This window comes from Georgenia soli (genome assembly GCF_002563695.1).
Taxonomy (GTDB): domain Bacteria; phylum Actinomycetota; class Actinomycetes; order Actinomycetales; family Actinomycetaceae; genus Georgenia; species Georgenia soli.
Map to the genome: position 1 here is coordinate 1878480 of NZ_PDJI01000004.1, position 21325 is coordinate 1899804.

Consider the following 21325-nt stretch of genomic DNA (forward strand, 5'->3'; position numbering starts at 1 on the left):
GGCTCATCTGGTCAGCCGCCGAGCGCACTAGGCCCCTCCAGGATTCCGAGGGCCGCGCCGGCCGCGAGCACGCAGGCGACGACGGCGAGCACCCCGGCCGCGAGAGCCCAGTCGCCGCGGGTCACCCGCACCGGGCGCCAGGTGGTCCGCGGCTCCAGCCCCAGGCCGCGCGACTCGAGCGCCTGCGCCATCCGCTCGCCCTTGCGCACCGAGACGACGAGCAGCGTGAACACCGCGCCGGCGAGGTGCCGGGGGCCGCGCGGGGGCCGGCCGTGGCGCGGATCCGCGCGCACCGTGCGGGCGTGCCGGATGGTCGCCCACTCGCGCGGCATCTCCTGCAGCATCCGGTAGCCGGCGAGGATCGCGTACGTGACGCGTGCCCCGAGCCGGGCGTTCTGGTGCAGGCTCGTCATCAGCGCGACGCCGTCGGTGGTCAGCAGGAACCCGATGGCCAGCACCCCGATCAGCAGGGTGCGGGCCGCCAGCGCCCCGCCCACGGCGAGCCCCTCCTCCGTCACGCGGAGGAGGCCGGCCTGCCAGAGCACCGTGCCGGGGCGGGCGAGCGCGTTGACCACGAGCACCCCGAGCGCGAAGGCCACGAAGGGCACGTGCGCCACCAGCAGCGTGCGCGCAGGCACCCGGGCCGACGCCGCGACCGCCGTGAGCGCGAGGAGGTACAGCACCGCCGGGGTCACCGGGTCGAGGACGAGGACGACGACGAGCGAGATCGCCGTCAGCAGCGCCAGCTTCACCGTGGGGTTGCGCCGGGCGAGCGGGGAGTCCGCGACCGGCGCGGCCGTCAGCGCCCTCACCGGTCCGCCCCCGCTCGCGCTGGGGCCCCGGCCGCCACAGCCGCGTCGAGCTCACGCAGCACGTGCCCGACGGCCGAGCCCGGCACGTGCTCGAGCAGCCAGGCCACGAGGGGCGGGAGGGTGAGCCCCGCCTGCGTGAGGACGTCGGCGTCACCGAGCACCTCCGCCGTCGGCCCGTCCGCGAGCACCCCCGCGGCCGGCCGACCCCGGCACCCGAGCACGACCACCCGCGTCGCGAGCGCCGCCACGGTGCGCAGGTCATGGCTGACGAGCACCACCGCTCCCCCGGCCTCGGCAACCTCCCCCAGGGTGGCCGCGGTGGCGATGGTGTCGCGCCGGTCGAGGCCGAGGGTGGGCTCGTCGGCGAGGAGCACCGGCCGGTCGTGCGCGAGCATGGCGGCGAGGCTGAGCCGCCGTTTTTCCCCGCCGGAGAGGCGGAAGGGGTTCTGCTCCGCCAGGTGCTCGAGCCGGTGCCGGCGCAGCTGCCGTGCCGCCACCCGCTCGGCGACGTCGGCCGGCAGCCCGTGAGCGATCTCCTCCCGCACGGTGCTGGCGACGAACTGGTGCTCGGCGTTCTGGAACACCAGGCCGGGCCGTGCGCCCTCGACCTGCCCGGCGAGCGGCTCGAGCAGCCCCGCGAGGGTGAGCAGCAGCGTGGACTTCCCGACGCCGTTCGCCCCCAGCAGCGCGACCACCTCACCGGGCCGCACCTCCAGGTCGATCCCCGAGAGCAGCGCCTGGTGATCCCCAGGCGTGCTCGCCACGTCGGGCGCCCATCGCCCACTCGGCCTGCGGCGCCGCCACCACGGTGCGCGACGTCGTGCCGAGGCCGGCGACTCCCGACCGACGGCCAGCCCACGGGCGGTCAGCAGTGCCGGGCACTCGTCGGCAGGGGCGGAGCCGTGTGCCGGGACGAGCGCGGGCCCGGCGTCGGCTGACGTGCCGCCCGTCGGTGCCGCGCAGGCGAGGGAGCGCAGGAAGGCGGTGTTCGCCGTCGCCGCCAGGCCACCCTCCGCGCCGGTGAGCGCGAGGAGCTCGGCGTCCAGCGGCAGCCAGCACCCGGCGGCGTGGAGCTCGCGGGCGTGGTCGCGCAGGACGACGGCGGTGGGCCCGTCGGCGAGGACCTCGCCGGTCTCGGAGAGCGCGAGCGCCCGGGAGGGCAGACCGGCGATGCCGTCGGGCCCGGCCCACTCGTCGAGGCGGTGCTCCACCAGTACCACCGCCGGCCCGTACGCCCTCACCGCCCCGGCCACGGCGCCGCGGACGGAGGCGATGCCCGCCGGGTCGAGCATCGACGTCGGCTCGTCCAGGAGCAGCACGTCGGGCTCGGTGACCATCGCCGCGGCGAGCGCGACCCGCTGCGACTCCCCGCCCGAGAGCGTGGCGGTGGCCCTGCCCCGCAGGTCTCCTGCCCCCGCGGCCTCGAGCGCCGCGCCGATGCGCGGGCCGATGGTCGCCGGGTCGGCGCCGTGGTTCTCCAGCGGCAGGGCGAGCTCCTGCTCCACGCCGGGCAGGCACACGGCTGCCGACGGGTCCTGGGCGAGCACGCCGAGGTGGCGGGAGCGGTCGACGACGGGGGTCGCGTGCGTCGTCGTCCCCACCCGGACCTCCCCGGCGAGGGTCGCGGCGACGGTGTGCGGGACCACGCCGGTGATCGCGTGGAGCACCGTGGACTTTCCCGAGCCGGAGGCGCCGAGCACGACCACCTGCTCGCCCGGCGCGAGGTGGAGCGAGACGCCGCGCAGCACCGGCTCCGCGCGGCGGGGAAAGGAGACGCTGACGTCGCGCAGCTCGACGACCGCACCGGCACGGGCGGGCGCGGGCTGCGCGAGGACGTCCGCCGCCCGTGCGGCACTCACGGCCGGTCCGCGCGGCCGATGGCGAAGTTGTCGACGACGCCGGTGCGCGCCAGGGCGTTCACGATCACCTTGCCGAGCAGCCCGCCGAGCACGATGCCGGACAGGCACTGGATCACCAGGCGGAGGACGAAGATGTCCTGCCCGTACCAGCCGAAACGGAACGCGGACCAGAAGAACACCAGCCCGGCGCCGAGCAGACCGGAGAGGGCGAAGACGCCCCAGCCGAACCGTCGGTAGCGGGTCAGCGCGAACGGGATCTCGCTGCCGGCGCCCTGGATCGCGGCGGCGACGAACAGCAGCGGCCCCACCGGCGAGCCGAGGAACACCACCTCCACCACGGAGGCGATGACCTCGGCGATCACCCCGGCGAAGGGGCGGCGGACGATGGCGATCGCGAGCGGGGCCACCAGCAGCCAGCCGCCGAAGAGGACGTGCTGGGCGATGTCGCCGGCCGGGCCCATGAGGATGGCCAGGCCGTTCCAGGCCTGCACGAGCGCCCAGTAGGCGAAGCCGAAGACGACGCCGAGCACGACCATGAGGACGAGGTCCTTCATGGCCCAGCGCGGACGGGTGGTCGTTGCGGTGCGGTCGGTGGTGCGGTCGGTGGTGCGGTCGGTGGTGGTCACGTCCGTCTCCCTCAGTTCGTGGCCCGGCTCGGCGAGCCGACAGAGACGGTCAGGTGCGTCACGACGTGCGGGACGACGGCGCCCACCTCGGCCCAGGCGTCGACGGCGGTGGCGAGCACCTCGGCGACGTCGCCGACCAGCTTGGTGGCGTAGTGGGCCGGGCTGGCTACGCCCCGGGCGGTGGCCCGGGCGATGGCGGCCTCGATGTGGGTCATGTGGTCGCCGGCGTCGGACCCGCCGTCGAGCAGCGGGTAGAGCGACCAGTGCGCGACGGCGCGGATACCGGTGGGCTCGAGCTCGACCGCCGCGGCGCCGGGCAGTCCGGTGACGCCGAGGTCGCAGGTGACCTCGCCGGGGCAGCCCCGGGAGAGCAGCACGTGCGCGACCACGTGCCCGCCGCCGGAGCGGCGCGACGCCGCCGCGACGACGGCGGCGAGATACGCGGCCAGCCGCTGCTCCGCCGGCACGGTGGTCGCACCGACGTAGGTGCTGACCTCGTCGGTGCGGATCGCCAGGCCGTCTGTGAGGCCGGCCGCCTCGGCGTCGGCGAGCGCGCCGAGGATGACGCCGACGAAGTCGTCGGTGTGCGGGTGGATGCTGAACCGCATCCCGACGCCGAGCTCGGCCGGCGTCGGGGCGGCCGGCGCCGTCGTCGGATCGGTCTTCGTGCTCATCACGGTCCCTTCTCTGGGCCCGCGGGTACCTCGAGACCCACGCCGGCGCACACGTGCGCCGGGCGGGTGCCCTGCTCCCTACGCCGGTACGAACCGGATCAGGTAAACGGGTCTGCGGACTGTCCGCACTCTCAGCGCCGCTCGGCGCTCCCCGGGGGTTCGCCCCGAAACCTAGCCAGGTGCCGCGGGCTTGTCCAGACGCCCGGGCCCGGCGTCCACACACTGGCGGCCGTGGCCGGGGCCACGCCGACCACCTAGGTTGGAGCGGGGAACGGGGCCGATTTCCGTGGCTCCGTCATGACTGCCGAGGAGGAACGATGCCGTACACCGTCAAGGGAGCCATCGCCCGGGCCGAGGGCGCCGAGGTCGAGATCGTCGACGTGGTGGTGCCCGACCCGGGCCCGGGCGACGTGATCGTCGACGTCGAGGCCTGCGGGGTGTGCCACACCGATCTCTCCTACCGCGACGGCGGCATCAACGACGAGTTCCCCTTCCTCCTGGGCCACGAGGCCGCCGGGCGCGTCTCCGCCGTCGGGGAGGGCGTCACGCACGTCGAGGTCGGCGACTACGTGGTCCTCAACTGGCGCGCGGTCTGCGGGGAGTGCCGGGCGTGCAGGCGCGGCGAGCTGAAGTACTGCTTCGCCACCCACAACGCGAGCAAGAAGATGACGCTGACCGACGGCACCGAGCTCACCCCGGCGCTCGGCATCGGCGCGTTCATCGAGAAGACGATCGTCCACGAGCGCCAGTGCACCAAGGTCGACGAGAAGGCGGCACCCGAGGTCGCGGGCCTGCTCGGCTGCGGCGTCATGGCGGGCATCGGCGCCGCGATCAACACCGGCGAGGTCAAGCGCGGCGAGTCCGTCGCCGTCATCGGCTGCGGCGGCGTCGGCGACGCGGCGATCGCCGGGGCGAAGCTCGCCGGGGCGTCGAAGATCATCGCGCTCGACGTCGTCGACGCCAAGCTCGAGGGCGCCAAGGAGTTCGGCGCCACCGACACCATCAACACGAAGGGCCTCTCCGAGGAGGAGGTCGTCGCGGCGGTCCAGGAGCTCACCGGCGGGTTCGGCGCCGACGTCGTCATCGACGCCGTCGGGCGCCCCGAGACCTACCGGCAGGCGTTCTACGCCCGCGACCTCGCCGGCCGCGTCGTCCTCGTCGGGGTCCCGCACCCGAAGGCCGAGCTGACCCTGCCGTTCCTCGACGTCTTCGGCCGCGGCGGGTCCCTGAAGTCCTCCTGGTACGGCGACTGCCTGCCCGAGCGCGACTTCCCCATGCTCGTGGACCTCTACCTCCAGGACCGGCTGCCGCTGGACAAGTTCGTCACCGAGACGATCTCCGCCGACCAGATCGAGGCGGCCTTCGGCAAGATCCACGACGGCAGCGTCCTGCGCTCCGTCGTGAAGTACTGACGACTCGTCATCCGCACAGCAGAAAGGGAGGCGCCATGGTCGCCCGCATCGACAACCTCGTGACGTCCGGGACGTTCTCGCTCGACGGCGGAACCTGGGACGTGGACAACAACGTGTGGATCGTCGGTGACGACGCCGAGGTGATCGTCATCGACCCGGCCCACGACGCCAAGGCGGTCGCCGACGCCGTCGCCGGCCGCACCGTCAAGGCCGTCCTGCTCACCCACGGCCACGACGACCACATCCGCGCGGTCGCGGAGTTCCGGGACCTCGTCGGGGCCCCGGTGCATCTCAACCCCGAGGACCGCATGCTGTGGGACGCGGTCTACCCCGACGGCGCCCCGGACCACGAGATCTCCGACGGCGACCGCTTCGAGGTGGCCGGCACGACGCTCGTCGCGATCCACACCCCCGGCCACTCCCCCGGCTCGACGAGCTTCTACGCGGAGGACCTCGGCGTGGTGTTCACGGGGGACACGCTGTTCAACGGCGGCCCCGGCGCGACCGGCCGGTCCTACTCGGACTACCCGACGATCGTGAGGTCCATCCGCGACCGGCTGCTCACCCTCCCCGAGGAGACCGTGGTCAAGACCGGGCACGGGGACGACACGTCCGTCGCGGCCGAGAAGCCGTCGCTTCCCGAGTGGGAGGCGAAGGTCTAGACCCGTCGTCCGGCTGACGACGGCGGAGCTCGCGACAGCGGCCGCGCCGGCCTCCGGGCCAGGGCGCGGCCGCCTCGTCGTGCGGCGGATGACCCGTCTCAGCTCGCGGCGGTGCCGACCCGGTGGGCCGTGGTGGGGATGACCACCGGGCAACCTGGGGCGAGGACATGCCTCCGGCCACGAATCGTCAGCTCGACCGGTTCGCCCTCGACGAGGCTGTAGGTCTCCCCCTCGTGCGTGAGATCGACCCTGAGCTGCCGGTCGTGGAAACGCAGCGGCAGCGAGAGCCGCGTCCACCCGGTCGGCAGCCGCGGGTCGAAGCTCAGCTTCCCGTGGAAGTCCTGCATGCCGGCGAAGCCGTACGCGAGAGTCATCCAGGTGGAGGCTGCGCAGGCGATGTGCACGCCGTCGGAGACGTCGCCGGCGACGTCCGCGAGGTCGATCATCAGCGCGTAGCGGAAGTAGTCCAGCGCCGCCTCCTCCTCCCCGGTCTCCGCGGCCATGATCGCGTGCACGCTGGCGGACAGCGACGAGTCCCCGGTGGTGAGAGGTTCGTAGTAGTCGTAGTTGCGCTTCCGCTGCTCCGCGGTGAACTGGTCCCCGAGCAGGAACATGGCCAGGACGACGTCGGCCTGCTTGATGATCTGGTACCGGTAGATCACCAACGGGTGGTAGTGCAGCAGCAGCGGGAAGTTCTCCGCGGGCGTGCTCGCCAGGTCCCAACGCTGCCGGCTCAGGAACACGTCGTCCTGCGGGTGGACGCCGCGCTCGACGTCGTAGGGGACCGCCATCGCGTCCGCCGCGCTCCTCCAGGTCTCGACCTCGCTCTCGCGCAGGTGCGTCCTGTCCACGAGGGTGACGTAGTCCTGGGGCCGGTCCTTCCGGAGCGACTCGACGACCGAGGCGGCGTACTGCATGTTCAGCTGGGCGACCAGGTTCGTGTAGGTGTTGTCGTTGACGACCGTGGTGTACTCGTCAGGTCCCGTCACGCCGTGGATGTGGAACCGGCCGTCCTCGCCGAGGAAGCCCAGGTCCGCCCACGACCGCGCCGTCTCGACGAGCATCTCCGCCCCCGCCTCGGCCAGGAAGCCGACGTCGCCGCGCACGTCGACGTAGCGACGGATCGCGTAGGCGATGTCTCCGTTGATGTGGAACTGTGCCGTCGCCGCCTGGTAGTAGGACGAGGCTTCCTCGCCGTTGATGGTCCGCCACGGGTACGTGGCTCCCTCCAGGTCCAGCACGCGCGCCCGTGCCCGGGCCTGCGGCAGCTGCGCGTACCGGAACCGGAGCAGGTTCCGCACGATGCGGGGCTGGGTGTAGCACAGGAACGGGAGCAGGTAGATCTCCGTGTCCCAGAAGTAGTGACCGTCGTACGCCTGGCCGGTGAGCCCTTTCGCCGGCACGCCGGTGCCCTCCGCCCGCCACGTGGCCTGACCGACCTGGAACAGGTTCCACCGCAGGGCCTGCTGCAGCTGCCCGCTGTCCCGCCGTGCCTCGACCTGGACATCTGCTCGCTCCCAGAACCGGTCCACCTGCGCCTGCTGGGTGGCGAGCAGGGCCTCGAAACCGTCGCGCTTCGCGTGGTCCAGCGTCCGTGCACACCTTTCGATCAGCTCCTCCGAAGGTGACTCGGCGGCGGTGTGATAGGCAGCGAACTTCGTGATCCGGAGGGGTACCCCGGGGCGGGCGTCGGCCTCGACCACCACCTCGCTGCGGTCGGCCTCGACGGCGGAGCTGAGCCGGTACTCGTACGGGAGGTCGATGACGTGGTCGACGCCCACACCCAGCGACAACCTGCTCCGGGAGGTGCGGTAGCTCAGCAGCAGCCGTGCTCCCTCCTCCCGGTGCCGCTCCAGGTTCAGCACCCGGTGGGTGAACACCTTGCCCAGGCGCGGGTCCAGCAGGCCGCGACCGTGAGCGGGTGCGGGCTGGGGCCGGTCCTGGTGGTTGAGCAGCAGGGAGCTCACGACCACGGGCGCCGGGTGATTCAGCAGCGTGATCTCGTAGCGGAGCGCGAGCAGGTGGCGGTGCTCCCAGGAGATCAGGCGCTGGGACCGCAGGTGGACATGCTTCCCGCTCGGCGTGGACCACACCAACTCCCTGACCAACGTGCCGGTGCGCATGTCGAGCACCCTGCTGTAGTCGCGGATCCGCGCCGCCGAGAGCAGGAAGGGCTCGTCGTCGACGTAGAGAGCGAGCGGCGCGGCATCAGGAACGTTCACCATGGTCTGCCCGACGCTCGGAAGTCCGTAGACGGGCTCGGGCTGGACCATCGGCCACGTCTCGTAGAAGCCGTTGATGAAGGTGCCCGGACCCAGGCTGGGGCGCCCCTCGTCCTGGATGCCCCTGACCCCGAGGTAGCCGTTCCCGAGGGAGAAGATCGTCTCGGCACGGTCGGCGAAGCGTTCGTCGTAGGCCCGCTCGACCAGTCGCCACGGGTCGCGTGGGTAGATGTGCTCGGGAAGCACGGCCATGTCCCGCCGGAGCATACGGTCAAGGTACGCCGGCCGGCCGGCGGCGCCGTCACGAACGGAGGTCCGACCGGGCTGTGACCGAAGGTCCCTGGCGCGGCCGCCCCGGCGGAGGGATGCTGGAGAGGTTCGGCGGCCCGGCGCGACCGACCCGCCCCGGGCGGGCGTTCCACGGTGAGGTGGACCTGTCGTGCAGATGGACGGACCAGACAGCACACGTACCGCGCCGTCGGCCGGGCTCGCTGAGGGCCTCATCGACGAGACCGCGGGAATCACCCGGGCGCACGTCGACCCTGAGGCGGCTCTCCACCGCCTACTGCGGGACCTGCGGAGCAGCCGCCAGGGGCTGTCGGACCGTGAGGCCGCCCGCCGGCTCGCCGTCGTCGGGCCCAACACCCTGCAGCGGCGCGGCGGGCGGCTGTGGCCCCGGCAGCTGCTCGACCAGCTGGTCCACCCTCTGGCCGTGGTGCTGTGGGGCGCCGCGGTGCTGGCGTGGGTGAGTGGGACGGGCGCGCTGGCCGCGGCCATCGTCGCCGTCGTCGCTGTCAACGCCTTGTTCGCGTTCGCGCAGGAGCGCCACGCGGAGAGGGCCGTCGAGGCGCTCTCCGGCTACCTCCCCGCTCAGGCCACGGCCGTCCGGGAGGGAGAGCGCCGGCACGTCGAGGCCCGTGCCCTCGTTCCTGGTGACGTCATCGTCGTCGCGGAGGGCGACGCCGTGTCCGCCGACGTGCGCATCATGTCGGGATCGGTCGAGATGGACCTCTCCGCCCTCACCGGGGAGTCGCGGCAGGTGCTGCGGTCCCCCGTCGGGGGTGAGCACGGGCCGCTGCTCGAGGCGCAGGACCTGCTGTTCAGCGGCACGACCTGCACCGGAGGGGAGGCGACCGCCGTCGTCTTCGCCACCGGGATGAGCACCGAGCTGGGACGGATCGCCGCGCTGTCCCAGCGGGTGCGGCACGACCCGAGCCCCCTGGAGCTGCAGGTCAAGCGCGTGGCACGGGTCATCGCGGTCGTCGCCGTGGTCATGGGCGCCGCCTTCATCCCCCTCGGCACGCTCCTCGCGGGCCTGCCCGTGCCGGACACCCTCAACTTCGCCATCGGGCTGCTGGTGGCGAACGTCCCGGAGGGACTCCTGCCGACCATCACGCTCGCCCTCGCGGTGGGCGTACGCGCGCTCGCCCGCGGCGGCGCGGTCGTCAAACGGCTCTCGGCTGTGGAGACCCTCGGTTCCACGAGCGTCATCTGCACCGACAAGACGGGCACGCTCACCCTCAACCGGATGCGGGTGGTGCGGTGCTGGACCGGTCCCGGGGAGTGGACCGACGGGGCCGGCACGGAGGGCGACAGGACCGACGCCGGGCAGGTCGTCCGCCGGCTCGCGCGCGCCGCTGCGACGTGCAGCAACGCGACCCTCGGCGGGGACGGCCGCGAGGAGGCGGGCGACCCCACCGAGATCGCCCTGCTGCGCGCCGCCGCCCGGGTCGGCGTACCTGTCGGCGGCGGGCACGACAGCAGGCTCCTCCAGCTCCACTTCGACCCGGCCCTCCGGCGGATGTCCACGGTCGACCGGGCGCCGGCGGGTCTCTACGTCGCCACCAAGGGCGCACCCGAGGAGGTGGTCCCGCGCTGTGCACGGATCGCCACCGGGGCGTCCGACGAGCGGGAGCTGGACCCGGCCACGCGCAGCCAGCTGACCGAGCTCGTGAGCCGGTGGGCCGGCGAGGGCCTCCGACTCCTCGCGGTGGCGGACAGGACGATCAGCGAGGCCCCGGGCCCCGCCGTCGAGACGCTCGACCGGGACGCGGTCGAGCATGACCTGACCCTCCTCGGCATCGTGGCCATGGAGGACCCGCCGCGGCCCGAGGTCGCCGACGCCGTGGCCCGCTGTCACAGCGCGGGGATCCGCCTCGTCGTCGTCACCGGCGACCACGGCATGACCGCCCGCAGCATCGCCGGCCGCGTGGGGATCGGCGGGCCGGCCATGCCCGTGGTCAGCGGCAGGGAGCTCGACGCCATGACCGAGCGTGAGCTGGACGACCTCCTCGCGGGCGAGAACGAGATCGTCTTCGCGCGCACCTCCCCCGAGGCCAAGCTCCGCATCACCGACGCCCTGCAGGACCTCGGCCACGTCGTGGCCATGACCGGGGACGGCGTGAACGACGCACCGGCGCTGCGACGCTCGGACATCGGCGTGGCGATGGGGAGGTCCGGCACGGACGTCGCCCGGGAAGCAGCGACGATGGTGCTCACGGACGACAACTTCGCGACCATCGTGGCGGCCGTGGCGGCTGGGCGCCGCGTCTACGACAACGTCCGGAAGTTCATCGTCTACATCTTCGCCCACGCCACCCCGGAGGTGATCCCGTTCCTCCTCTACGCCCTCTCCGGAGGCCGGATCCCCCTGCCGCTGACCGTGATGCAGATCCTCGCCATCGACCTGGGCACCGAGACCCTCCCCGCCCTCGCCCTCGGACGCGAGCCGGCCGAGCCCGGCATCATGGCCAGGCCGCCGCGGCGCCGGGCCCAGAACGTCATCGACGGCGCGATGCTGGCACGGGCCTGGGCCCTCCTCGGGGGCGTCTCGGCGGTGCTCGTCACCGGGCTGTTCCTCGCGACGCTCGCCGTCGGTGGTTGGACGCCGTCCCCCGACGACGCAGCAGCGGACCACGTGTGGCGAGAGGCCACGACGATGACCTTCCTCGGGATCGTCGCGTGCCAGATCGGCACGGCGATGGCGGCACGCAGCCAGCGTGCGTCGCTTCGCCAGATCGGCCTTCTCTCGAACCCGTTGCTTCTCTGGGGCATCCTCTTCGAGATCGTCTTCGCGGCGGCGCTCGTGTGGGTCGAGCCGCTGCAGCTCGTCTTCGGCACGGCCCCGCCGCCCACAGTGCTCCTGGCCGCGCTGCTCCCGCTGCCCCTGCTCGTCTGGGGCGCCGACGAGGCATGGCGCTGGCGGCTGCGCCGCAGCGACGGGCAACCACCCGCGTGAGACCTGGACAGGCTGTCGTCGGCGGCCGAGTACGGGCCGCAGCTTCCTGACGGGCTAGCGAAGCGTTCGTGGGCCGTCCGGTTCGATGTGCACGAACGTCTCCGTGCCCGGCAGGGCCGTGTCGACGTCGGACTCGATCTGGTCCGCCACCTCGTGCGCGGCGGCGACGGTCCACGTCCCCGGGAGGGTGGCCACGACGAAGACGTAGCGCTGCCGCCCGGACTCGACGGTCCGGAGCGGGGCGATGGTGACGCCGAGCTGCCTGTAGCGCGAGAGCGCCTCGTCGAGCGTGCGCATGTCCTCGGCCGGCAGCGCGGCCGAGAGCAGCCCGCTCACCGACCCGCGGAGCAGGCGGTAGCCGGTCACCAGAATGTTGAGCCCGACGGCGAGCGCGACGATCGGGTCCAGCTGGTGCCACCCGGTCACCGCGACCAGGAAGATGCCCAGGAGCACCCCGGCGGACGTCCACACGTCGGTCATGAGGTGCTTGCCGTCGGCGATCAGGGTGGGTGAGCGGTGCGCGCGCCCGACCCGCGTGAGTACCAGGCTCACCGCCAGGTTGAGGACCGAGGCCGCCGTCGACAGTGCGAGCCCGATGCCGGGCTGGGTCAGCGGGGCGGGTTCGAGGAGCCGCTGCACCGACGTCCAGACGATCGCCGCGGCGGCGACGAAGATCATGGCGCCCTCGACGAGGGCGGAGAGGTACTCGGCCTTGCCGTGCCCGAAGTGGTGGCTGGCGTCGGCCGGGCGGGCGGCCACGCGCAGCGAGATGAGGGCCACGACGGCGGCGACGAGGTTGACGCCCGACTCCATGGCGTCGGAGAGGAACCCCACCGACCCGGTGACGATCGCCGCTCCCGTCTTGAGCCCGATCGTCACGACCGCGGCCGCGACGGAGAGCAGCATGTAGCGGAAGAGCAGGTCGTGCTCCCGCCTCTCTGCCGGGCGGCCCGGAGCGTTCACGGCCGGGCTCCCGTGACGGCACGGGCGAACCGACTGCCCTCGGCGGCGACCTGACCGGGACGCATGGCTGCACGCTATCCCCTGCCGAGCACGGCGGTCCCGCGACCTTGAGGGCGCACGTCCCGGGCGACGGCGCACCCTCCCGCCCCCCCTGCGGCGGGCGCCCGGGACCTTCGACCCATGTGGGACCGGCCCCCGCGGGATCACGGTGGAGGTGACCGCGGACCCTGGAGGTGCGCCGTGAGCGAGACGATGGAACGGCACGACGCCGACGTCGAGACCGCCGAGGAGATCCGTCGCCACCATGCGGTGATGGTGGCCGACCTCGACCGGCTCAGCGCCGCGCTCGCCGGGGCGGCGGACGCCGGGACCGACACCGGCCCCGAGAGGGCGGCGCTGCAGGAGTGGATCGGCACGGTGCTCGTCCCGCACGCCGCGCACGAGGAGGAGACGACGTACCCGGCGGCCGCCCGGCTGGCGGAGGGGCGCCTGCTCATCGCGGCGATGCTCGCCGAGCACGAGCTGATCCGGCACTTCGCGGGGATGGTCGCCGGGTCCGAGAACCCCGCAGCGGCCGGCGCCTACGCGCGGGCGCTGTTCGAGACGTTCGCGAGCCACCAGCGCAAGGAGAACGACCACATCCTGCCGCTGCTGGTGGACGACCCGTCAGTCTCTCTGACCGAGCTCCTGGCCGGCTCGCACGACCATCACCACTGAACGACGACGGACGCGCCCCAGCTGTCGGCCGGTCACTCCTGCTCGACCAGCCGCGCAAGCCGGGCGAGTGTCTCGGCCATCGCCCGCTCCGACCGGTCAGGGTAGCCGGGCAGCTCGATGGTGAGCCGGGGCAGCAGCGCGCCGCGCCAGTCGTGAGCGGGCGCTGTGCTCAGTCGCCGGCCCGTCCCCGGCGCAGGGCGTACTCGGTGAGCGGCAGCCTGCCACCGGGCGCTATCCCCAGAAGCATCGCGAGCTCCGCGTCCCGGATGGGGGCCGTCAGGTCCCCCTGCTTGAAGAGCAACGAGACGTCGACGATGTCGTAGCGGTGCTGCCCGTCGGGCAGCCGCTCCCCGAACCGCGAGGTTGACGGCCCGAACTCGCACTCGACGTACGAGAAGGTCCGCGCCCGGTCGGTGGCCCGGTCCCACGTACCCACGGATGCGACGACGTCGGCCACCGCCTGCCCGTCGGCCTCGGCGTTGACGCGGACGACGTCTGCGACGGTGCCCGGCACGCCCCCGAGCCGCTCGACCCCGGGCCAGCCGGAGGCCACCGCACGCTCGACGAACTCGCCCCAGTCCAGGTCGCCGCCGACTCTCACGTCGACGCCTCCGCACGGCGCGAGGTCGTCGATCTCGCACGCCGACGCGTCGACGGCGATCCGGGTCCGCCGCGCGGAGATCGAGGCGCTGTCGCTCATCCCTCCATCACACGCCGCGCCCCGAGCTCCCGCAAGATGTCGACGGACCGGACTACCTGCCCTGCTGCCCCGGCGCGGTGCCCCGGCCCGGCTGGCACTCGGGCGCACCGGCGACCGGGGTGCCGTCGTCGGCAAGCGTCACGGTGACGACGTCGTCGTAGACGCGGCGCTCGGTGCGGACGAGGTCGTAGTTCTCGTCGAGGACCGGGAAGAGGTACACGGGGCTGAGGGTCATCTCGGCGCCGCACCTCGTGTTCGTCAGGTCCATCTGCAGGTGGCCGTAGTGCAGGCCGCCGTCGAGGAGCTGCGGGTTGCCGTTGGCGTCGACCTCCCACAGCTCCGGCTCGTCGGCCGCCGCGGTCCACTCGGAGTGGCTGTTGTACCGGATCGGCACGTACTCACCGTCCGCGTTCTTCGCCAGCTGCTCACCGCGCAGCCCGTCCGCCGCGACGCCGACGTCGTAGGAGTGGAAGCCGACGCCGTCGCCGTCCTCGTCCACCCAGGAGCGCTCGAACATCTCGTCGTGCCCGGAGATGACGGCCGCGACCCCGTACTTCTCGAAAAGCGGCGTGTAGACGCGCATGGCGACGCCGGACTGGTTGTCCGCGTGCTCGTGGTTGGGCGGGGTGCCGTGCACGCCGTTGGAGTACGCAGCGTGGTGGAACTGCACGACGACGATCTGCCCCTGCTCGCGCGCGTCGGCGAGCTGCTTCTCGGCCCAGGCCCACTGCTCGGTGCCGGGGTTGAAGTTGGGCAGGTCCGAGTCCTCGGCGGTGGTGCCGGGGAAGAGCTGGGTGAAGGCGGAGTCGTAGTTCTCGGCGGTGAACTCGCCCTGGGTGTCGGTCGTCTTTCGGGCCTCGGTGAGGTTCGTGTCGTCGCCGGAGTAGACCTCGCCGGAGAGCATCCCGGTGTCGGCGTCCTCGTCCGGCAGGCCGTTGGTGGAGTCGAGCGTCAGGACGGTCAGCGGGCCGTAGTCGACGCGGTGGTAGGAGTCCTCGAACTGCGGGTTCGCGGCGTCGCCCGCGGTGTCGAAGTACTCGTGGTACCGGTTGCGGGCGATGACGGCCGGGGTGCGGTCCTCGTCGGTGCCGTAGCCGCCGTTGAGCGCGGCGTAGGTCTCCCAGTTGCCGAGCGCCGTGATCAGCGGGGTGTGGGTCGCCAGGTTGCCGTACTCGCCGGCGAAGTGGCGCCAGAACTCGTCCCACGCGGGCTGGTAGCCCGATCCCTGGGCGAGGTCGCCGGCGATGAGCATGAGATCGGGGTCTGCCTTCTCGATCCACTGCGTGTTCTCGATCAGCGCCCGCTGCTGGTCCATCGGGTAGCGCAGCGTGAACTCGCCGTAGCGGGTGGTCGAGCCGTACTTCTCCGCCCACAGCGAGCCGGGGCCGGGGCGCTCGGCGGAGCCCTCGGCGTAGCCGGTCTGCGGGTGCAGCTCCCACTCGCGGTGCTCGACGGCGCCGTAGGGCTCGGTCTCGGTGTCGGAGAAGGCGATGAGGCGCAGGTCCTTCCACCGCTCCGCCGTCGGCGCCGTGGTGAAGGAGGCGGTGTGCTGCTCGTCGCCCTGCTCGACGGTGTAGCGGTAGGTGTGGTCGGCCTTGAGGCCGTCGAGGGTGACGGTGTGCTTGTAGCTGCTGTTCGCCAGCAGCCACGACCCCTGCTCGAGGCCGCGGATCTCCTGCGCCAGTTCGGCCTCGGTGTACTCCATGAGGTCGAGGTAGCGCGGCTCGGACGTCAGCGTCGTCTTCCCGCGTAGCCCCGGGCCGCTGACCGTGACCGTGCCGGGCTCGTCGGTCTCGGAGACCCAGCTCAGCGTCATGGTGTCCTCGCCGGGCTGCTGCAGGTACGGCAGCACCCGGAAGCCCGGCTGCGGCGCGGGCGCGGCGTCGACGGCGGACGGGACGGCCGGGGCGGCGACGGCGCCCGCCCCCAGCGGAAGGGTCGCCATCCCGGCGACGACGGCGATGCGGACGAGTCTTCTCATGACGTCTCCTGATCGTGTGCCCCCGCGGGAGCGTCGGTGCTCCCGCCACCCCAGCCGACCGAGATGACCTCGGCGTACATCGCTGTCTGCCGGCCGGGGAACGCTCGGTGAACGATGCGGACCAGGATGGCGTGATTCCCGCGTACGCACCAGGGGTGGCTGCCACCATGCCCGATCTCGAGTGCCCGAGAGTCTCGGCCCGGGGCGCCCGTCCTGATGGGACAACTGTGCGATCGCCGTCCAAAACCCGGGTCGCGCGTGGCTCTCGGTGCCACGATCGGGACAGCCAGCGGCCGGGACGGTCCCGACCACCACCCCCGACGACCTGGGATGCCCGATGACGAGCCTGACCGCCGACGGCGTGCTGAACGCGCGCTTCCAGCCCACCCGGTTCCGTGAGGGCTATGACCAGGAGGAGGTGGACGACTTCCTCGACACCATCACGTCGATCCTCCGGTCCCACGAGAGCGGCGAGCGCATCGACGCGTCCGCGGCCGTGAACCTGTGCCGCAACGCCCGCTTCCAGCCGACGAAGTTCCGCGAGGGGTACGACCAGCATCAGGTCGACGACTTCCTCGCCCAGCTCGAGCAGGGCTTCCTCGCGCTTGCCGGCCGCACCGCCGAGGCGCCGGCCGGAACCGCCGGCGCTGCCCCGGTGAGTGGCCGGACCGTCCCGACGTTCGACGTCGGCACCACCGGTCCGGGTCATCGGCCGGGCGAGTACCCCACGACCCGGAAGCTGCCGGCCATCGCTCTCGGGCTCGTCGTCGCGGCTGCCGTCGGCATCGTGGCACTGATGGTGTGGATGTTCGCGATGTAGGCGGTGCGGCTGATCAGGCGCGGTTCCTCGCGGGCGTCGGCAAGTCGACGTACTTGATCATCTCGCCGCCGACGAAGTCCCAGGCCTCCACGCGCACCCGGTCCTCGAAGACCTTCACCCGAAGGCCGGTGGAGTGCTCCCCCTCGAGGCGCTTGCCCTGGTGGTCACCGCCGTTGGGCACGGCGTTGTACGTGATGGCGCCGGAGTTGACCACCGGGAAGCCGAGCCGGTTGTCGGTGCCGTCCGCGCGGTATCGGCCCCACCAGTCCTCGAGCTCGAGGGACATGTGGGTGTGGCTGGTGAAGAAGACGACGTTGGAGTACTTGCCGACCACCTCGGCGAAGGCCTCGAGGTCGTAGTAGTCGTTCTGGTTCCAGGAGCTGTAGCTGCCGGAGACGGTGTCCGGAAGGATCTGGTGGTTGAACACCAGGGCGGGGGTGCCCTGCTTGGCCCAGTGCTCCAGGCGCGAGTCCAGCCAGCCGAGCTGCTCGTCGGAGATCTTGACGTAGGGCTCGACGCCGCCGCGGTCGACGTCGCTGTAGTACTCGGTGTTGACGAGGATGATCGGGACGCCGTCCACGACCTCCTCGCGCCAGACGTTCTCCTGCCCCGTGAACTCCAGGTACCGGTCGATGTAGGTCTCCGAACCCTCGGGGCCGTACATCTCGTGGTTGCCGATCGTGTAGTACGTGCGGCCGGAGGCGTGCGGCACCTCCTGCGCGGCGTCCGCGAACTCGTCGTAGAGCTCCTCGGTGCCGAGGTCGACGTAGTCGCCGTTGACGACCATGGCGCCCGCCGGGTCCGGCATGGCGTTGAGCTGTCCGACCGCGGACTTGTACTCCTCGATCGCGCCCTGCACGTCGCTGATGACGTCGACGGCGGCGTAGGGCTCACCCTGGACCTCGCCCATCGGCTCGGCCACCTCGATGTTGTCGACGGCCCACCACCAGTCGTTCTGGGAGTCGTTGTAGGACCAGCTGAAGGTGGCCTTGCGGGCCCCGTCCGGCACCTCGACCGCGAGCACCTCGTGCGAGCTGAACTTGTCCGCGGTGTAGCGGGAGAGCTCCTGCGCGGACCCGCCGTCGAAGGAGACGCTGACGGCGGCGTGCTGCGGCGCCTCACCCTGGCGGTAGTGGGAGTCGAAGCGCAGCTCGACGACATCGTGCTTGTGCACGCTGATCTCGGGCGAGCGCAGTGCGGTCGTCATCCGGTCACGCTCGGCCAGGCGCTGATGCTGGCTCTCGACGACGGCGAAGGTCCTGTGGCCGCGGGTGAAGTAGTGCCGCTGGTCGGTCCCGACGGCCCACGTCCAGTCGCGGACGTTGGTGAACGCCCAGCCCGCCCAGCGTGCCTCGCCGGTGGTGAAGTCGGAGTTATGGATGGACCAGCCGCGCGGCGCGTTGTGGGTGAAGCCTGTCGGCGTCTGGACGGACTCGAAGTTCTCGCTCCACAGGGTCGTGCGCGTGAGGGGGACGGCGTCCTTCCCCAACCGCTCAGCGCCCCTGCCGGGTTCCGCACTGGCGGCCGTGAAAGAGCTGAGGCCCACCAGGGCCAGGGCGGAGAGGGTGACGACGAGTCTGCGGTGCTGCTGACGCATGATTTCCTGCCTGTGGTGCCGATGTGAAGGACTGCATCGGCAACGTAGGCAGCGCGAGTGACCTGGACATGACCGCCCGGTGTCCCGAGGGCGCGGCACCCTTCAGGCCGGACAGGTTGAGGACCGGGTATGCATTGGGGCTCACCCCCACGGACGTGGCGGCTGCGATGACGCGGGTCAAGGCGTGACGCAGGGCGGCGAGCTCCTCCACCACGAGACCGAGCCGGCGGACGATCTCGTGCGGCACCTGCTCCGCCCGCTGCCGCAAAGCCCGACCGTACGATTCAGTTGCGCACAACAGAATTGCGTGCAACGCGTCCACACCCGTTCGGCGGCCGACACTTTCGGTGGCCGGGCGGACACCGAAAGTGACCCACATGGCCAAGAAGGCGAAGCCTCCGCTCAACGACCGCATCTACAACGGGCTTCTCAAGGTCTTCGGCCCTGCCCAGGTCACGCGACTCGAGTCGGAACGCTCCCCCGTCAAGCACGCGCCCGTGCGCGCCGAAACCGGTTGGGTCCTGCGACGGAACAGCAACGGCCGCACCTATCTCGCGCCGGCCGAGCCGGGGCGGCAGGACGACTTCCCTCAGGCCGGCGGCAAGGACCACTAGCCCCGTCCCCCGGCCTACCCTCTCCTCATGGAGCTGCGCAGCGGCGCGTTCGGCGACGGCGCCTCGATCGACCGGCGGCACGCCTGGCCTGACTGCGGCGGTCAGAATCTCAGTCCGGCCCTCTCGTGGTCGGGCTCGCCCGAGGGCACCAGGAGCTTCGTCCTGACGTGCTTCGACCCGGACGCCGCGCGCGGCTGGTGGCACTGGGCGGTCCACGACATCCCTGCCGACGTCGACGGCCTGCCCGAGGGTGGGCCGCTGCCGCACGGGGCGGTCGAGAGCGACAACTCCTTCGGGTCGTCCGGCTGGGGCGGGCCGTGCCCGCCGCCCGGCCGCCCGCACCGGTACGTCTTCACGCTCTTCGCGCTCCCCGAAGAGAGGTTGCCCGTCCACCGTGGCGACGGCGCGGGCCGCGTCGCCGAGGCCGCCGGGCGGCGGGCGCTCGCCTCAGCGACGCTCACCGGGACGTTCCAGAGACGCTGAACCCAGCCTTCCGCCGCCCGTTCAGCCCAGGTCCTCAGCCGCCCCACCGCGACGACGGCGGAGCGGGCCACACCTGGCCGCGTGACGCCTCCAGCGCAGCGATGAGGCTGCGCGCGTCGTGCGGCCCGGTGTGCCGGAGCTCGCCGACGAAGAAGGTCGGCGTCCCGCGGGCGCCGCTCGCCTCGGCGTCGGCCACGTCCTCGCGGATCCGGACGGCATGGCGCTGCTCGTCGATGTCGCGGAGGAAGTCCTCGACGTCGAGCTCGAGCTTGCCGGCGTAGCCCGCGAGGTCCTCGAGCTCGAGCTCGTCCTGGTGGGCGAAGAGCACGGCGTGCATCTCCCAGAACCGCCCCTGGGCACCGGCGGCCTCGGCGGCCGCCGCGGCGAGCTCGGCCTGCGGATGGACGTCCGGCAGCGGCAGGTGGCGGAAGACGTACCGCAGGTCGTCCCCGAAGTGCTGGAACACCTCTCGCAGCGCACCGGTCACGCGGCCGCAGAACGGGCACTCGTAGTCCCCGTACTCCACCAGGGTCAGCGGCGCCGACACCGGGCCCCGGACGTGGTCGCGGTCCGGGTCGACGGGGCGCGCGAGCCGGATCGGCAGGGACGCCGTCGTCTCGCCGTGCAACCGAGCGGCCAGCTGGAAGACCACCCAGCCGAGCGCCGTCGCGATGACGACGGCGAGCAGCACCCCGACCGTCGCCTCCTGCTGGAGCCGCTGGTCGTCGAACGCGAGGTGGATGATCAGCAGCGCCACCGTGAACCCGATGCCGGACAGCGCGGCGCCGCCGAGGATCTGCCCCGGGCCGACGCCCTGCGGGAGCCGCCCCGCCCCGAGCCGCGCACCGCCGAGTGCGAAGGTGCCGATACCGAGGAACTTGCCCACCACGAGGCCGACCACCACCGCCCACGTCACCGGCGACGCGAGGGCGTCGGCCAGCACTCCCCCGCGCAGGTCGACCCCGGCGTTGGCGAGCGCGAAGACCGGCACGATGACGTAGCTGGTCCAGGGGTGCAGCACGAGCTGGAGCCGCTCGTTCACGGACACCGCCCGGGTGAGCGCCTCCTGCGCGGAGCGCCCCACCTCGGGCATCGGCGACTGGCGGAAGGCGCGGACCCGCCTGGCCGCGCCCTCGACGACGTGCCGGCTCGGCCGGTACGCCGGGATCAGCAGCCCGGCCAGCATGCCGGCGATGGAGGCGTGCAGCCCCGAGGCGAGGGTCGCGATCCAGACGACGACGGCGATCCACACGTACGCCCAGGTCCGCCAGACCCCCAGGCGCCCGATCACCACCAGCGCCAGGATCCCCGCGGCCGCCACGAGCACCGCGGGCAGGTGGATCTCGTCCGAGTACACGATGCCGATGACGCTGACGGCCACGAAGTCGTCGACGACGGTGAGGGAGAGCAGGAAGATCCGCAGCTGCGTGGAGCAGTTGGGCCCGACGAGTGCGAGCGTGCCGAGCAGGAACGCCGTATCGGTGCCGATCACGACGCCCCAGCCGTGCGCGGCGTCGGACGGCGCGATGAGCAGGTAGAGCAGCGTGGGCACAAGCATGCCGCCGATGCCGGCGAGGACTGGGAGCACCACGCGTCTTCGGTCGGTCAGCTCACCGACCGCGAGGTCGCGCCGCACCTCGAGCCCGACGACGAAGAAGAAGATGGCCATGAGGCCGTCGTTGACCCAGTGGTCGAGGTCCATCGAGAGCGCGGCGTCGCCGATGCGCACTGAGGCGGTGGCGCTCCAGATGTTCTCGTACGTGTCCGACCACGAGGAGTTCGCCCAGAGGAGGGCGAGGACGGTCGCGCCGACGAGCAGCAGCGCACTGGCCGACTCGGTGTCGAGGTACCGACGCAGCTGGACGGACAGCTGCCCCGAGAGCTCCCGCCGACGGGTCTGCGTGCCTGAGGCGATCGCGGTCACCGGATCACGCTAGACACGGCC

General features: G+C 72.4%; 17 protein-coding genes and 1 riboswitch. Of the genes, 7 read left to right on the forward strand and 10 right to left on the reverse strand.

Annotation, left to right across the window (positions count from 1 at the left end):
* Positions 1 to 11: 11 nt before the first annotated feature.
* From ATJ97_RS09795 to ATJ97_RS09810, 4 genes are read right to left on the reverse strand one after another with little or no spacing between them, the layout of a single operon-like run.
* Positions 12 to 812, reverse strand: coding sequence for an energy-coupling factor transporter transmembrane component T family protein (locus ATJ97_RS09795; RefSeq protein ID WP_098483596.1), 801 nt, complete (start codon positions 810 to 812; stop codon positions 12 to 14).
* Positions 809 to 2671, reverse strand: coding sequence for an ABC transporter ATP-binding protein (locus tag ATJ97_RS09800; protein WP_170037345.1), 1863 nt, complete (start codon positions 2669 to 2671; stop codon positions 809 to 811). The genes ATJ97_RS09795 and ATJ97_RS09800 overlap by 4 nt, the downstream gene beginning before the upstream one ends.
* Positions 2668 to 3297, reverse strand: coding sequence for an ECF transporter S component (locus ATJ97_RS09805; protein ID WP_245862340.1), 630 nt, complete (start codon positions 3295 to 3297; stop codon positions 2668 to 2670). Before ATJ97_RS09805 ends, ATJ97_RS09800 begins: the two co-directional genes overlap by 4 nt.
* A gap of 11 nt (positions 3298 to 3308) precedes the next feature.
* Positions 3309 to 3971 (reverse strand): YkoF family thiamine/hydroxymethylpyrimidine-binding protein, encoded by a 663-nt coding sequence (locus tag ATJ97_RS09810; protein WP_098483598.1) that lies wholly within the window; start codon positions 3969 to 3971, stop codon positions 3309 to 3311.
* A gap of 74 nt (positions 3972 to 4045) precedes the next feature.
* Positions 4046 to 4126, reverse strand: a riboswitch (TPP riboswitch).
* A gap of 162 nt (positions 4127 to 4288) precedes the next feature.
* On the opposite strand from ATJ97_RS09810, the gene ATJ97_RS09815 reads away from it, so the two are divergent.
* Together ATJ97_RS09815 and ATJ97_RS09820 are read left to right on the forward strand one after the other, a co-directional pair.
* Positions 4289 to 5383: an S-(hydroxymethyl)mycothiol dehydrogenase gene (locus ATJ97_RS09815; protein WP_098483599.1), complete on the forward strand. Its 1095-nt coding sequence runs from the start codon at positions 4289 to 4291 to the stop codon at positions 5381 to 5383.
* Positions 5384 to 5418: 35 nt separating this feature from the next.
* The gene (locus ATJ97_RS09820) at positions 5419 to 6045 is read left to right on the forward strand and encodes an MBL fold metallo-hydrolase (RefSeq protein WP_098483600.1); all 627 of its coding nucleotides are present in this window, start codon (positions 5419 to 5421) and stop codon (positions 6043 to 6045) included.
* Between the two features lie 98 nt (positions 6046 to 6143).
* Here ATJ97_RS09820 and ATJ97_RS19480 read toward each other — a convergent pair whose 3' ends face one another.
* The gene (locus ATJ97_RS19480) at positions 6144 to 8534 is read right to left on the reverse strand and encodes a glycoside hydrolase family 65 protein (protein ID WP_170037348.1); all 2391 of its coding nucleotides are present in this window, start codon (positions 8532 to 8534) and stop codon (positions 6144 to 6146) included.
* A gap of 178 nt (positions 8535 to 8712) precedes the next feature.
* Here ATJ97_RS19480 and ATJ97_RS09840 point away from each other — a divergent pair, with 178 nt between their 5' ends.
* Complete coding sequence (locus ATJ97_RS09840; RefSeq protein ID WP_098485362.1) at positions 8713 to 11505, forward strand: cation-translocating P-type ATPase; 2793 nt, start codon at positions 8713 to 8715, stop codon at positions 11503 to 11505.
* A gap of 54 nt (positions 11506 to 11559) precedes the next feature.
* On the opposite strand, the gene ATJ97_RS09845 is transcribed toward ATJ97_RS09840, so the two are convergent.
* Entirely contained in the window at positions 11560 to 12411 is an 852-nt protein-coding gene (locus tag ATJ97_RS09845; RefSeq protein WP_098485363.1) for a cation diffusion facilitator family transporter, read from the reverse strand.
* 297 nt (positions 12412 to 12708) lie between these two features.
* Between ATJ97_RS09845 and ATJ97_RS09850 the strand changes: the two genes are divergently transcribed.
* Entirely contained in the window at positions 12709 to 13185 is a 477-nt protein-coding gene (locus ATJ97_RS09850) for a hemerythrin domain-containing protein (RefSeq protein WP_170037351.1), read from the forward strand.
* A 169-nt stretch (positions 13186 to 13354) separates the two neighbouring features.
* Here the strand turns inward: ATJ97_RS09850 and ATJ97_RS09855 are convergent, their stop codons facing one another.
* Together ATJ97_RS09855 and ATJ97_RS09860 are read right to left on the reverse strand one after the other, a co-directional pair.
* A complete protein-coding gene (locus tag ATJ97_RS09855) occupies positions 13355 to 13885 on the reverse strand; it encodes a UDP-N-acetylmuramate dehydrogenase (protein ID WP_098483603.1) in 531 nt (176 codons plus the stop codon).
* Positions 13886 to 13937: 52 nt separating this feature from the next.
* Positions 13938 to 15866 carry a metallophosphoesterase family protein gene (locus ATJ97_RS09860; protein ID WP_098483604.1) on the reverse strand — a complete coding sequence of 643 codons (1929 nt, stop codon included), beginning with the start codon at positions 15864 to 15866 and terminating at the stop codon, positions 13938 to 13940.
* A 337-nt stretch (positions 15867 to 16203) separates the two neighbouring features.
* On the opposite strand from ATJ97_RS09860, the gene ATJ97_RS19485 reads away from it, so the two are divergent.
* A complete protein-coding gene (locus ATJ97_RS19485) occupies positions 16204 to 16686 on the forward strand; it encodes a DivIVA domain-containing protein (RefSeq protein ID WP_143427092.1) in 483 nt (160 codons plus the stop codon).
* 13 nt (positions 16687 to 16699) lie between these two features.
* On the opposite strand, the gene ATJ97_RS09870 is transcribed toward ATJ97_RS19485, so the two are convergent.
* Positions 16700 to 18283: a metallophosphoesterase family protein gene (locus ATJ97_RS09870; RefSeq protein ID WP_143426977.1), complete on the reverse strand. Its 1584-nt coding sequence runs from the start codon at positions 18281 to 18283 to the stop codon at positions 16700 to 16702.
* 377 nt (positions 18284 to 18660) lie between these two features.
* Between ATJ97_RS09870 and ATJ97_RS09880 the strand changes: the two genes are divergently transcribed.
* Both ATJ97_RS09880 and ATJ97_RS09885 read left to right on the forward strand, forming a co-directional pair.
* A complete protein-coding gene (locus ATJ97_RS09880; protein WP_098483606.1) occupies positions 18661 to 18897 on the forward strand; it encodes a hypothetical protein in 237 nt (78 codons plus the stop codon).
* A gap of 27 nt (positions 18898 to 18924) precedes the next feature.
* Positions 18925 to 19380 carry a YbhB/YbcL family Raf kinase inhibitor-like protein gene (locus ATJ97_RS09885; protein WP_098483607.1) on the forward strand — a complete coding sequence of 152 codons (456 nt, stop codon included), beginning with the start codon at positions 18925 to 18927 and terminating at the stop codon, positions 19378 to 19380.
* A 34-nt stretch (positions 19381 to 19414) separates the two neighbouring features.
* Here the strand turns inward: ATJ97_RS09885 and nhaA are convergent, their stop codons facing one another.
* Complete coding sequence (gene nhaA, locus ATJ97_RS09890) at positions 19415 to 21304, reverse strand: Na+/H+ antiporter NhaA (RefSeq protein ID WP_245862342.1); 1890 nt, start codon at positions 21302 to 21304, stop codon at positions 19415 to 19417.
* Positions 21305 to 21325: the final 21 nt, after the last annotated feature.